The 13,107-nt window shown below is 39.6% G+C and carries 12 protein-coding genes; 3 read left to right on the forward strand and 9 right to left on the reverse strand.

What is annotated here, in order from left to right:
* The first annotated feature begins 1 nt into the window (after position 1).
* Both A9970_RS27145 and A9970_RS27150 read left to right on the forward strand, forming a co-directional pair.
* Positions 2-1,189, forward strand: a complete 1,188-nt coding sequence (locus tag A9970_RS27145) for a class I SAM-dependent rRNA methyltransferase (protein WP_182984380.1) — start codon at positions 2-4, stop codon at positions 1,187-1,189.
* Positions 1,190-1,254: 65 nt separating this feature from the next.
* Positions 1,255-2,451, forward strand: coding sequence for an MFS transporter (locus tag A9970_RS27150; protein ID WP_182984381.1), 1,197 nt, complete (start codon positions 1,255-1,257; stop codon positions 2,449-2,451).
* Between the two features lie 64 nt (positions 2,452-2,515).
* Here A9970_RS27150 and A9970_RS27155 read toward each other — a convergent pair whose 3' ends face one another.
* The 7 genes from A9970_RS27155 to A9970_RS27185 all read right to left on the reverse strand — a co-directional run bounded on the left by A9970_RS27155 (position 2,516) and on the right by A9970_RS27185 (position 8,340).
* Positions 2,516-3,277 (reverse strand): SGNH/GDSL hydrolase family protein, encoded by a 762-nt coding sequence (locus A9970_RS27155; protein ID WP_182984382.1) that lies wholly within the window; start codon positions 3,275-3,277, stop codon positions 2,516-2,518.
* A 34-nt stretch (positions 3,278-3,311) separates the two neighbouring features.
* Entirely contained in the window at positions 3,312-4,499 is a 1,188-nt protein-coding gene (locus tag A9970_RS27160) for an aspartate aminotransferase family protein (protein ID WP_182984383.1), read from the reverse strand.
* A 61-nt stretch (positions 4,500-4,560) separates the two neighbouring features.
* Positions 4,561-4,980 carry a hypothetical protein gene (locus A9970_RS27165; RefSeq protein WP_236590132.1) on the reverse strand — a complete coding sequence of 140 codons (420 nt, stop codon included), beginning with the start codon at positions 4,978-4,980 and terminating at the stop codon, positions 4,561-4,563.
* The gene (locus tag A9970_RS27170) at positions 4,980-5,936 is read right to left on the reverse strand and encodes a hypothetical protein (protein ID WP_182984384.1); all 957 of its coding nucleotides are present in this window, start codon (positions 5,934-5,936) and stop codon (positions 4,980-4,982) included. The genes A9970_RS27165 and A9970_RS27170 overlap by 1 nt, the downstream gene beginning before the upstream one ends.
* 33 nt (positions 5,937-5,969) lie before the next feature.
* Positions 5,970-6,515, reverse strand: a complete 546-nt coding sequence (locus tag A9970_RS27175) for an RNA polymerase sigma factor (RefSeq protein WP_075994136.1) — start codon at positions 6,513-6,515, stop codon at positions 5,970-5,972.
* A 21-nt stretch (positions 6,516-6,536) separates the two neighbouring features.
* The gene (locus A9970_RS27180; protein ID WP_120333250.1) at positions 6,537-7,490 is read right to left on the reverse strand and encodes a transketolase family protein; all 954 of its coding nucleotides are present in this window, start codon (positions 7,488-7,490) and stop codon (positions 6,537-6,539) included.
* 1 nt (position 7,491) lies between these two features.
* Entirely contained in the window at positions 7,492-8,340 is an 849-nt protein-coding gene (locus A9970_RS27185) for a transketolase (RefSeq protein ID WP_075994134.1), read from the reverse strand.
* Positions 8,341-8,510: 170 nt separating this feature from the next.
* On the opposite strand from A9970_RS27185, the gene A9970_RS27190 reads away from it, so the two are divergent.
* Complete coding sequence (locus A9970_RS27190; RefSeq protein WP_182984385.1) at positions 8,511-10,928, forward strand: glycoside hydrolase family 3 N-terminal domain-containing protein; 2,418 nt, start codon at positions 8,511-8,513, stop codon at positions 10,926-10,928.
* A gap of 126 nt (positions 10,929-11,054) precedes the next feature.
* Here A9970_RS27190 and A9970_RS27195 read toward each other — a convergent pair whose 3' ends face one another.
* Positions 11,055-11,609, reverse strand: a complete 555-nt coding sequence (locus A9970_RS27195; RefSeq protein ID WP_088162909.1) for a NifU family protein — start codon at positions 11,607-11,609, stop codon at positions 11,055-11,057.
* Positions 11,610-11,681: 72 nt separating this feature from the next.
* The gene (gene purB / locus A9970_RS27200; protein WP_182984386.1) at positions 11,682-13,031 is read right to left on the reverse strand and encodes an adenylosuccinate lyase; all 1,350 of its coding nucleotides are present in this window, start codon (positions 13,029-13,031) and stop codon (positions 11,682-11,684) included.
* Positions 13,032-13,107 lie beyond the last annotated feature (76 nt).

Below are 13,107 nucleotides of genomic sequence, written 5' to 3' on the forward strand. Positions count from 1 at the left end.
AATGAAATCAGTTTATTTGAATAAGGGTAAGGATAAAGCTGCCTGGCAATTGCATCCTTGGGTATTTTCTGGAGCAATTAAATCATTGTCCGATAAAATTGAAGATGGCGAAGTTGTTGGCGTTTACAATGCTGAACGTGAATTTATTGCCTATGGTCTATTTCACAATAGCTCACGTGTAGCCATTCGTTTATTAGAATGGAACCCTGAAGCACAGATTGATGCAGATTGGTGGCGTGCACGCGTCCGGAAAGCTGTCGCAACAAGAAAGCATCTGTTACAGGAAGACGTTACGAATACTGTTCGTTTAATTTTCGCTGAAGCAGATTTTCTTCCTGGACTTATTGCAGATAAATACGCTGATTTTATATCCATTCAGGTTCATTCAGTTGGGGTGGAAAAAGTCAAATCAATTATTATCGATGAATTGAATGCTTTACTGCAACCCAAAGGAATTTATGAACGTAGTGATCTGAAATCCCGCGAACATGAAGGATTACCCGATACCAATGGACTTTTGTTTGGAGAACTTCCATCTGAATTTGTCGACGTTATCGAAAATGGCATTCATTATAAAGTTAACATTATTGATGGGCAAAAATCGGGATTTTATTGCGACCAACGTGAAAATCGCCAGCTAACGGCCAACTACGTTTTGAATAAACGAGTCCTAGATTGTTTCTGCTATTCCGGTGGTTTTACGTTAAATAGTTTGAAAAGTGGCGCTGCAGAAGTCATATCAGTAGATAGTTCTGCACTGGCTATTGAAACCCTGGAAAAGAATATTGTTGAAAATGGTTTTGAACCTAGTCGACATAAAGCAATATTGTCTGATGTAAACAAGCAATTGCGTAAATTCATTGATGAAGGGGAGAAATTTGATCTGATTGTCCTGGATCCACCGAAATATGCACCCTCTCGATCTGCATTGGAAAGAGCATCAAGGGCGTATAAAGACCTGAATCGCCGCGGATTGATGTTGTTAAATAGTGGTGGTTTATTAGCGACATTTTCTTGCTCAGGTGCGATGGATATGGATACGTTCAAACAAGTACTCGCTTGGGCTGCACTGGATGCCGGTAAGGAAATTCAGTTTATCAGACAATTTCATCAACCTGAAGACCATCCTGTCCGGGCTTCGTTCCCCGAAGGCGAATATCTAAAAGGATTGTTGGTGCGCGTATTATAATTATTATATGAAGATAGTTTAGGTTGGTTTGTGAAAATCAACCTTTTTAATTTTTGAACGACGTCATGATACAAGAGAAGGCGAGTAGACCTATTTTTTCTATTTTGTTTGCCGTAAGCATGGTGCATCTTCTGAACGATATGATTCAGGGAGTGATACCGGCAACCTATCCCTTGCTCAAAGAAGAGCATCATCTAAGCTTTTCTCAGGTTGGGATGATTACAATGGTTTATCAAATAGCAGCTTCAATATTCCAGCCTGTTGTAGGCTCATTTACGGATAAACATCCTGTACCATACTCCCAGATTATAGGGATGTCTTTTTCACTTCTCGGTATGCTTTTGTTTTCGAAAGCACACAGTTATGAATGGATCTTATTTTCTGTTTTTCTGGTCGGGATTGGTTCTTCAATCTTTCACCCTGAATCTTCACGTGTAGCTTATCTGGCGTCGGGAGGAAGAAGAAGTATGGCACAATCTATTTTTCAGATCGGAGGCAATGCAGGGACCGCAATGGCTCCAATCATTGTCGCTTTTTTGGTTTTACCGAGAGGGCAACAGGCGATCGCCTGGATGTGCTTATTTACGATTCTCGGCCAATTTATATCCTATTATATCGGTAGTTGGTATAAAAAGAGACTTCAAAGCTCGGCTAAATCAACGAAGAGAACAATACGCGTACCTGATCTACCCAATAGCCGAATCATCGTGACCGTTATTATACTCCTATTACTGATTGTTTCAAAATACTTCTATATAGCAAGTATCACAAACTACTTCCAGTTTTATACAATCAAGAAATTTGGAATCAATGAAGTGGAAGCACAAGTCTATCTATTTTATTTTCTGATAGCCGTTGCGGTGGGAACCCTACTTGGGGGAGCATTCGGCGATCGATTTGGTCGCAAATATGTCATCTGGTTCTCTGTCTTGGGCGTTGCGCCATTTGCATTGGCATTACCCTATGTTGGACTTACGATGACGGGGATATTAATCGTGATTATTGGGTTGATCTTATCATCAGCTTTTCCAGCAATTATTGTTTATGCACAAGAACTATTGCCTAAAAAGTTGGGTATGGTTTCAGGTTTATTTTACGGCTTTGCATTTGGAATGGGAGGGATTGGATCCGCTGTACTTGGCTGGCAGGCAGATCATACTTCCATCGAGTTTATTTATCACTTATGTTCCTATCTGCCATTGATCGGTATTGTGGCTTATTTTCTTCCCAATCTACAAAAAACACCTTACAAAGAAATTTAGATTTGACATATAGGCACATGTTAAAAAAGAAAGAGCGGATTTCAATAAAGTATCCGCTCTTTTCTTACTTGATGCAGTCCATCCAGGCTGAAGCCATCATTTGTGCCCCAGCAAGCGTGGGATGTACACCGTCCGCGGCCCAATAGGCACCAGTGGCGTTCTTTTGGGCATTGTCGAATATTTTTTGATAGGGGATTAGAATTGCTCCAAATTCTTTGGCGATCTCACGAGCGGATTCTTGGTAAGCCAAAAATTTTGGATACCAAGCTTCAGTAATGTGACCTACACCCTTTACTGCAAAAGGTTCCCCAATGATCAATTTGACATTTGGAAGCTTTTGTAAAGTCTCCTGCAATAGCTGTTGGTACTGGGATTTATACTCTTCAACCGTCGTCTGCGCTCCTCGATCGATTGTCCGCCAGAAATCGTTCACACCAATCAAAATACTCAATACAGTGGGTTTAATTGCCAAAGTATCCTCCTGCCAGCGCTTTTGTAGATCGGGTACACGATTTCCACTAATACCTGTATTATATACCTTTAGTTTCTTTGCTGGATATTTATTTAAGAGCTGGCTGGCAGCCAATAAAGCATAACCATGACCCAGCGCACCAGTGTCATTGGCATTTCTGTTATTTCTATCTCGGCCTACATCCGTAATCGAGTCGCCCTGAAATAAAATAATGTCATCATTATTTAAACTGATTTTTGAGGAATTGGCTGTTGATTCGTGCGCGAAGACATCGTTTCCCAGTAGATTGGCGCCAGTCAATAGACCAGTGCCAATGATGCTTTTTTTGATAAATGATCTGCGGTTTGTGTTCATTATTAGGTTTTTGTTATGTTTAAAGTTACATACTTTAAGCATACTTTTCCAAACCTTTTATAATGATGTTACACGCTTTTTCAATTTCAAAGTCTGTAATCGTCAACGGCGGAGCTACACGCAATGCTGTTTCACAATGCAGATACCAATCGATCATAACCCCGTTTTCTGCACAGTATTTGCTCACATTGTAAACTTGATCAAAAGAATCCAGTTGCAGACACATCATAAGACCCAATCCACGAATTTCTTTGATAGCAGGATGTTTGAGCTTTTCCCTAAATAAAAGTGACTTTCTTTCAACCTGTTCAACTAATTTTTCTTCTTTGATAACGCTTAACGAAGCGCGTGCTGCAGCACAGCTCACAGGATGCCCCCCGAAAGTCGTGATGTGTCCAAGCATGGGATTGTCCTTAATTACATCCATCACTTCCTTAGCTGCAACAAATGCACCCAAAGGCATGCCACCACCGATGCCTTTGGCAAGCATCAGGATATCTGGAACAATCGCAAAATGTTCAAAGGCGAAAAGACGACCTGTGCGACCGAAACCTGTTTGAATTTCATCAAAGATTAGTAAAGTACCTGTTTCATCACAGCGTTTTCTGACAGCTTGCATGTAGGCGATATCCGGGACTCGGACACCAGCTTCTCCCTGAATAGCTTCGAGGATGACAGCAGCAGTTTGTTCCGTAATCTTTGTGAGATCTTCCATATCATTAAACTCAATGAAATCTATTTCGGGTAGGAGTGGGGCATAGGCTTTACGATACTCATCATTTCCGATCAGACTGAGTGCGCCTTGTGTACTGCCGTGGTACGCTTTTTTTGCAGCGATAATCTGCCTGCGACCCGTATATTTCTTTGCTATTTTCATAGATCCCTCTACGGCTTCCGTTCCACTGTTGGTGAGGTAGACTGATTGAAAATTAGCAGGAAGTTCTGCTAGTAATTCTGTGGCAAATTGCACTTGTGGGGCCTGCACAAATTCACCATAAACGGTGACATGTAAGTACTGCTCCAATTGTGATTTTATAGCCTCTAAAACCTTCGGATGACGATGGCCTATATTGCTGACATTGAAGCCGGAGACCAGATCCATATATTCTTCTCCATTGGGACCATAAAGGTACACACCTTCAGCCTTAACTACTTCAACCAATCTAGGTGAGCTAGATGTTTGAGCAGTATTCATTAAAAATAATTCTCTGTTGCTTAACATGATCTTACAAATGTCCGAAAATAAAAAAGAAGTCTTCAAGACTTCTTTTTTATTTTCGAGATTATTTTCTTCTATTCTGCAGGGATTTGTATAGATGTTCCCTGAATTCCTGTTCTACTTCAAAAAATTGCGATGCACGCGCATTGCCAATAACTTTGGCAAATTTGGCCCGGTATTCTTTTTTGATCTCCACTTCTTTAGCATCATACTGTAATACATCTCTGGAACCACCTCTAAAATTATTTTTGGGGGCACCATTCAATTTTTCTTTCCTGATATCCCAAAGTGTTTGGCTATACTCGTTATAGAGCGGAAAGAATTGCTGAGCCTCTCTTGGTGTCAAATCTAGTTCTTTAGTAATGTAAGCTATTTTTTCATTTTCTATAGCTTGAAATCGATTTTTGTCTTGTGCAAAGCCCAAGGCAATAGAAAATATACTAAAGAACAATGTTATCCATATGTATTTTTTATCGAACATCATTATAAGGTATAGTTTAGATAATCTTCTATTTCTTGTTTAGATATATTACTTCCAAATCCCTTGGTAGGGAGATTAGCTTCATCAGTATACTGAGACATATAAATCATATCATCACCAGAAGCAGAAGCCGCAAGGTAATTAATAATTTCCTGCTTAGGAATTTCTGACAAATGCCGGCTCAACTGCTCCTCTGCAACAGCTTCTACAGGAGCTGCATCTTGCTGTTGATACTGATATCCCCAATATCCACCTATGCTCAACATGGCAGCAAAAGATGCTGCAACAGCATAGCGAGCATACCATTTTTTTTGTCTTCCAATCTGATGGATCGGTGTATTGTCCTTCTCAGGCGTTAGTACATGATCAACAATGCTGTCCGAAAGATTCTCAAAATAATACTTAGGTACATCAAAGCCTGCAGTAACAACCGTTTCTTTGAGTTTTTCTTCAGCAATACGAGCAAAAATAGTCGATTCAACTGTTTCTTCATAGCCAACCGGAACAGAGAAACCATCTGTAGGAACTGTTTTCTTCAATTCCTGCTCAGCTAGACGAGCGAAGATCGAATTTTCAAGAACTTGACCATAGTCAGAAGGCATTGTAAAGCCATCAGATGCAATCGTTTCTTTTAATTTGTCTTCTAAAATTCGGTTGAGGATAGTTGAAGATAGTTCGGAAGTATAATTTTCAGGAATTTCAAAGCCGTCAGTACCAACTTGATTTTTTAAATTATCTTCCGCTACTTTGCACATAATGGCCGCAGATAGGCTATCAAAATATCCTTCTGGAACCTCAAAGATGGATTCTTCCTTGCATTCAACCAATTTGACTTGCGTAATTATTTTTGATTCTAAATCACTGAAATAATTTTCAGGTAAGCCAAATGGATTTTCACGCAACGATGCTGGAAGATTTGTAGGCTCCAGCCCATCATGATATGTGCCATTTTCCTTCATAGTATTTGTTAGAACCTAATTTCGCTAAAAGGTTTAATCGTTGTTATTAAAAAATGCCTCTATTTTTTTGACGGCCAAATGATAAGACGCTTTAAGCGCTCCAACACTTGTTCCGAGGACTTCTGAAATCTCTTCATATTTCATGTCTTCAAAATATTTCATATTGAAGACCAATTTTTGCTTCTCTGGCAAGGTCAACAAAGCCTGTTGTAATTTCATTTGAGCTCTATCACCATTAAAATAATTGCCATCAGCAAGCGTTTCTGCCAGATAAGCAGTCGTGTCGTCATCCAACGACACGTTCTGCTTTTGCTTTTTCTTATTTAAGAAGGTGATACATTCATTTGTTGCAATACGATAAAGCCACGTGTATAACTGTGAGTCTTCGCGGAAGTTCCCAAGGTTCTTCCATACTTTCACAAAGATATCTTGTACAACATCGTCCGCATCATCATGATCGATGACCATTCTTCGCACATGCCAATAAATCTTCTGTTGATATTTCTTCAACAATAAACGGAAAGCTTCTTCTCGCGTACTCTCTTCGGCGAATTTTGCTATAATTAAAGCGTCATCCATATATTGACTTGCGTAGTTTTGTTATTTTCTTTTGATTACTTTTTGAGCCGCTGCAACAATAGCCGCTGCATTCAGACCGTATTTTTCCATCAATTGAGCAGGAGTACCTGATTCTCCAAAACTATCATTTACAGCAACGTATTCTTGTGGAGTAGGCAACTCTCTTGTTAATACCTGAGCAACGCTATCACCTAAACCGCCAAGACGATTATGCTCTTCCGCCGTTACGACACATTTGGTTTTAGCAACAGATTTTAAAATAGCTTCTTCATCCAAAGGTTTGATTGTATGGATATTGATAATCTCAGCGTTGATGCCCAACTCAGCTAATTTCTCACCAGCTTGGATAGCTTCCCATACTAGATGACCTGTAGCAATGATCGTAACATCCGTTCCTTCATTTAATAACACCGCCTTACCAATCACAAATTCTTGATCAGCAGGAGTGAAATTAGGAACTACAGGACGGCCAAAACGCAAATAAACTGGTCCATCATATTTGGCTGCTGCAATCGTAGCGGCTTTTGTTTGATTGAAATCACAAGGATTGATCACTGTCATTCCTGGCAACATTTTCATCAAGCCGATATCTTCTAAGATTTGGTGAGTTGCACCATCTTCACCTAAGGTTAGACCAGCATGCGATGCTGCAATTTTTACATTTTTGTCCGAGTATGCAATCGATTGGCGAATCTGATCATAAACACGTCCTGTTGAGAAATTTGCGAATGTACCTGTGAATGGTATTTTACCACCGATCGTAAGTCCGGCAGCAATTCCCATCATATTAGCTTCCGCAATACCGATTTGAAAAAAACGTTCTGGAAATTCTTTGATAAAATCGTTCATTTTTAACGAACCGATTAAATCAGCACATAATGCAACTACATTCTCATCTTGCTTTCCTGCTTCTAGTAAGCCCGCACCAAATCCTGAACGTGTATCTTTTGACTCTGTATAAGTATATTTTTTCATTCTAGTAATCTCCTAAAGTTTCTGTAAGCTGATTCAACGCCGACGCCAATTGTTCGTCATTTGGAGCAACACCATGCCATTTATGAGAACCCATCATAAAATCAACACCGCTACCCATTTCAGTATGCATCAGAATAATAACCGGTTTACCTTTTCCTGTGCGTGATTTAGCTTCTGCTAAACCTGCAACAACAGCATTCATGTCATTGCCTTTAGCAATTTCCATTACATCCCAGCCAAATGCTTCCCATTTTGCACGAAGATCACCAAGAGATAATACTTGATCTGTAGATCCGTCAATTTGTGCTTTGTTATAGTCAACAGTAGCAATTAAATTGTCGATTTTGTTGTGTGGTGCGTACATTGCAGCTTCCCAAACTTGGCCCTCCTGCAATTCGCCATCACCCATTAATACATAAACTAGATTATTGTCTTTATTCAATTTTTTTGCCTGTGCGGCTCCAATTGCAACAGATAATCCTTGGCCCAATGATCCCGAAGCAATACGAATACCCGGAAGGCCTTCGTGTGTTGTTGGGTGACCTTGAAGTCTGGAATTGATTTTTCTGAACGTTGCTAATTCGCTCACTTCAAAATATCCCGCATGCGCCAATGTACTGTAAAATACAGGAGAGATGTGTCCATTTGACAGGAAGAATAAATCTTCTCCTTTTCCATCCATGTCAAAGGAAGGATTGCGTTTCATTGCATTGAAATAAAGCGCCACAAAGTAATCTGTACAACCTAACGAACCACCTGGGTGTCCTGATTGACAAGCGTGTACCATACGTACGATATCACGTCTTACCTGTGATGCAATTTGTTCTAGTTTGTTAATATCTGCACTCATTTTTTTTGTTGGTTTCACAATTGGTCGTAAAGTTAACTATTTTTAAGCTAGATGCTTGTTAAAAAATGAATTTATATTGACTTATTCTAGATTGACGATGTGTTTGATCTGCGGGTTTTTATTTTTTTTGTACCTTGCTTCACTTTATAAAACCAACAATTTTCAGCATAATGCCTAATCAACTTAAAAGCTGCCTTATTATTTCAGCGCTCTCAGCCCTTTATTTGCATTCTTCTGCCCAGCACATCAACATTTACCATAAGGATTGGATCGATTTTAACAAAAATGGGAAAAAGGATATTTATGAAGACCCCAAACAGAAAATAGCCAGTCGCGTGGAGGATCTGTTGCGTCAAATGACGGTTCAAGAAAAGGCCAATCAGACGGTTACACTCTACGGTTATGGGCGGGTTTTGAAAGATGAGCAGCCCACTGCCGCTTGGGACAAAGAGATTTGGAAACACGGCTTGGCCAATATCGACGAAATGTTGAATAGCTTGGCTTATAATAAGTCGGCAAAAAGTTCATTTTCGTATCCCTTCAGCCGCCATGCTCAAGCCTTAAATAACGTTCAAAAATGGTTTGTGGAAAATACACGACTTGGTATTCCTGTTGATTTTACCAATGAGGGCATTCATGGACTCAATCATGATCGGGCTACTTCCCTGCCGGCACCAATCAATATTGGAAGTACATGGAATACTTCACTGGTACGTAAAGCTGGCGAAATAATTGGTAGGGAGGCCAAATATCTGGGCTATACCAATGTCTATACACCTATTCTTGATGTTTCTAGAGATCCACGCTGGGGAAGAGTAGTTGAAACCTACGGCGAAGACCCGTTTCATATTGCCGAAATGGGGAAACAAGTTGTTTTAGGAATTCAACAAAATGGCGTCGCATCCACATTGAAACATTATGCAGTCTATTCTGTACCCAAAGGGGGAAGAGATGGCAATGCACGTACGGATCCTCATGTTGGCTTCCGTGAGATGCATTCGCTTCATCTCTATCCATTTAAAAGGGTCATAAAAGAAGCCAAACCTTTAGGAGTCATGAGTAGTTATAATGATTATGATGGCGTGCCTGTATCTGCCAGTAGCTATTTTTTACAGGACTTACTCCGAAAAGAGTATGGTTTTGAAGGGTATGTGGTGTCCGACAGTGAGGCTCTAGAGTTTATTTACAACAAACATCATGTTGCTGCAAACTATAAAGATGCTATTAAACAAGCATTAGAGGCAGGTTTGAATGTGCGGACAAATTTTGATCCACCGAGTACATATCTAACGCCGCTAATGGAACTAATAGAAGAAGGAGGGCTGGATATCAAAATATTGGATCAGCGGGTTCGCGAAGTCCTGACCGTGAAATTTAAACTGGGGTTGTTTGATCATCCATTGAGAGAAGATATAGCGATAGCCGATAAAAAGGTGCATACCCCCGCAGATGAAGAAGTATCACTTCAAATGAATAAGGAGTCTATTGTTCTGTTGAAAAATGAACAGAATCTACTTCCAATAGACGTGAATAAATACAAACGAATTTTGGTTACGGGACCAATGGCAGAGGCAACAAATTATACGACAAGTCGATATGGACCTTCCAATAATCCGATCACAACCATCAAAGATGGGATTATAAACTATGCAAAAACAAAGGCACTTCGGGTTGATTATGCCAAAGGGGTAGATGTCGTGGATAAAAACTGGCCTGAGAGTGAGATTATTCCAACAGACTTATCAGGAGAGGAGCTGGAAAAGATGGCCGAAGGTGTACGTCTCGGTAAAGAATCTGATCTAATCATAGCCGTAATGGGCGAGTCGGAACGGGAAGTCGGTGAAAGTCGATCGAGGTCAGATCTAAATTTGCCAGGCAAGCAACGCGACTATTTGATGAAATTGAAGGAAACAGGTAAACCTATTGTGCTGGTACTTGTCAATGGTCGTCCACTTACTGTCAATTGGGAAAATAAGTATCTACCCGCAATCGTGGAGAGTTGGTTTCTTAGCAATCAGTCGGGAAATGTTCTTGCCGAAATGCTGTTTGGTGGGTATAGTCCTAGTGGAAAATTGCCAATTTCATTTCCAAAGTCCGTCGGACAGGTTGAAATGAATTTTCCGACCAAGCCCGCTGCACAGGCGGGGCAACCCGGGGTCGGACCCAATGGGTGGGGCAATAGTCGGGTTGTTGGATTCTTATACCCTTTTGGATATGGATTAAGCTACACAGATTTTAGTTTTTCAAATTTACAACTCGCTAAAAAACAGATCAGACCAGCAGATTCCCTTACAGTTACGGTTGATATTGAAAACATAGGGAAGAGGAAAGGTGCCGAAGTTGTTCAGCTGTATATCAAAGATGTACTGTCTTCGGTAACGACATATGAGATGGATTTGCGTGGATTCGAAAAAGTTGAACTTAATCCAGGGGAGAAGAAGACCTTACAGTTTACGATCTTACCTACCCATCTGGAACTTTTGGATCAGCACAATAACTGGACCGTTGAACCCGGCAAATTTGAACTATTTATCGGTAATTCTTCTGTTAATCTTCCGCTTAAAGATTCATTTGAAGTCGTCAATTAGTTTGAAAAATTGCCATACCAGGCAGATGGCGGATAGCGATTATTTCTTCTTAAGACTAGTGAATAAAAAAAGGATTCAGCAAAATTAATTACTGAATCCTTTTTTTCTTGTATCGAATAGCTGTGATTACATGGCCTCAGCGACAACTTCAGTCACTTCTGGAACCATGCGTTTCAACAAGCCCTCAATTCCTGCTTTTAATGTGATTGTCGACGATGGACAACCACTGCAAGAACCTTTTAGTTCAACTGTCACAATACCTTCGTTGAAGGATTTATAATGGATTGCTCCACCATCTTGTTCAACAGCAGGTCTTACATAATCATGTAATACTTGTTGTATCTTCACTTCAGTTTCAGTACCTTCAAAATTAACCTCGGTATCGTGGTGTACCGTTTTTACAGCAAGTTCAGACTCTACAGCACCTTTTACAAAGTCTTTTAGCAAGGCTTCAATGTCTTCCCATTCCGCATCTTCAGTTTTGGTAATGGTCACGAAGTTACTTGCAAAAAATACCCCATTTACAAAGTTAAATTTGAATAATTCAAGTGCAAACGGTGAATCTTGTGCTGCTTCTTTATTTGGAAAATCCACACTACCGTTGATCAATAATTTATTGACCAAGAACTTCATTGTAGAAGGGTTGGGTGTAGACTCTGTATATACGTTAATCGTAGCCATGTAGTATCTATTTTTATTCCAAGCAAATATAGGTCAAATGAAGCTTTGTTAAGGTCATCTATAAGTAAAAGCTTATAAAGTGACACCTGTGTAGTTAGAAGGACTGATCGCTTTCAGTTCCTCTTTAACTTCCGATGATACATTTAGATTATCAACAAATGTCGCTATCGTTTCTTTCGTAACATGTGTGTTGGTACGTGTTAGGTCTTTTAAAGCTTCATACGGCTTTGGATAGCCTTCCCTTCTTAATATAGTTTGTAGTGCCTCTGCAACAACAGCCCAATTATTTTCAAGATCATTGGCCAATGCCTGTTCGTTTAAGATCAATTTGCGTAACCCTCTCAAAGTTGATTTAATAGCAATTAGGGTATGTGCAAATGGAACACCAATATTACGTAATACCGTAGAATCTGTTAAATCTCGTTGAAGACGGGAAACTGGTAACTTAGCTGCAAGGTGCTCAAAAATTGCATTTGCAATACCTAAATTTCCTTCTGCATTTTCAAAGTCAATTGGGTTGACTTTATGTGGCATAGCCGAAGAACCGATTTGACCAGCAGTGATTTTTTGTTTAAAATATTCCATCGAAATATATGTCCAAATGTCACGGCATAAATCGATGACAATATTGTTTATCCGTTTTAAGGCATCACAGCTTGCTGCAAAGTTATCGTAATGCTCAATCTGTGTGGTCGTTTGTGAACGGTCTAACCCCAAGATATTGTTTACAAAATTATTCCCAAAATTGATCCAATTTGTCGCTGGATATGCAACGTGATGCGCATTAAAATTACCAGTTGCACCACCAAATTTAGCTGAATACGGTACTTGATGTAATAGTTGCAATTGACGTTCTATGCGTTCGATAAAAACATAAAACTCTTTACCCAAACGGGTTGGAGATGCAGGTTGCCCATGGGTACGTGCCAACATCGGGATGTCTGACCATGACGTTGCTAATGATTTTAACTCATGAAGCAACTCTTCGATTGCCGGTGTATAGCTTTCTTTAATGGCTTCTTTCCAGGAAAGTGGAATCGCTGTATTATTGATATCTTGTGAAGTCAAACCAAAATGGATGAATTCAAGGTAGTCCTGTAATCCTAATTTTTCAAATTGATCTTTTAGAAAATATTCAACTGCTTTAACATCATGGTTTGTAACTTTCTCTGTGTTTTTGATCCAAATGGCATCTTCTTCAGAAAAATTCCTGTAGATATCCCGCAATTTTTCATTGAGTGTTTTGTCAAACTGTTGCAATTGAGCAATACCGGATTCACTTAATGCAATAAAATATTCGACTTCTACGCGTACACGATATTTTATTAAAGCAAATTCGGAAAAAAATGCTGAAAGTTCATTAGTATTATTGTAATAGCGTCCGTCAATAGGCGTAACTGCTGTTAAAGATGATAAAGCCATAGATTGAATGATTTTTGGCAAAGGTAAAAAAATGCTTGGAGCTTAGCAATTTAATTGGTACAGATATAAAAAAAGC

Source organism: Sphingobacterium sp. UME9 (assembly GCF_014170215.1).
GTDB classification, from domain to species: Bacteria; Bacteroidota; Bacteroidia; order Sphingobacteriales; family Sphingobacteriaceae; genus Sphingobacterium; species Sphingobacterium paramultivorum.

Bases quoted from the DNA above. Each gene is read 5' to 3' on its own strand.
- A9970_RS27145 (WP_182984380.1), top strand. From the start codon at position 2: ATGAAATCAGTTTATTTGAATAAGGGTAAGGATAAAGCTGCCTGGCAA.
- A9970_RS27150 (WP_182984381.1), top strand. From the start codon at position 1,255: ATGATACAAGAGAAGGCGAGTAGACCTATTTTTTCTATTTTGTTTGCC.
- A9970_RS27155 (WP_182984382.1), bottom strand. From the start codon at position 3,277: ATGAACACAAACCGCAGATCATTTATCAAAAAAAGCATCATTGGCACT.
- A9970_RS27160 (WP_182984383.1), bottom strand. From the start codon at position 4,499: ATGTTAAGCAACAGAGAATTATTTTTAATGAATACTGCTCAAACATCT.
- A9970_RS27165 (WP_236590132.1), bottom strand. From the start codon at position 4,980: ATGATGTTCGATAAAAAATACATATGGATAACATTGTTCTTTAGTATA.
- A9970_RS27170 (WP_182984384.1), bottom strand. From the start codon at position 5,936: ATGAAGGAAAATGGCACATATCATGATGGGCTGGAGCCTACAAATCTT.
- A9970_RS27175 (WP_075994136.1), bottom strand. From the start codon at position 6,515: ATGGATGACGCTTTAATTATAGCAAAATTCGCCGAAGAGAGTACGCGA.
- A9970_RS27180 (WP_120333250.1), bottom strand. From the start codon at position 7,490: ATGAAAAAATATACTTATACAGAGTCAAAAGATACACGTTCAGGATTT.
- A9970_RS27185 (WP_075994134.1), bottom strand. From the start codon at position 8,340: ATGAGTGCAGATATTAACAAACTAGAACAAATTGCATCACAGGTAAGA.
- A9970_RS27190 (WP_182984385.1), top strand. From the start codon at position 8,511: ATGCCTAATCAACTTAAAAGCTGCCTTATTATTTCAGCGCTCTCAGCC.
- A9970_RS27195 (WP_088162909.1), bottom strand. From the start codon at position 11,609: ATGGCTACGATTAACGTATATACAGAGTCTACACCCAACCCTTCTACA.
- purB (WP_182984386.1), bottom strand. From the start codon at position 13,031: ATGGCTTTATCATCTTTAACAGCAGTTACGCCTATTGACGGACGCTAT.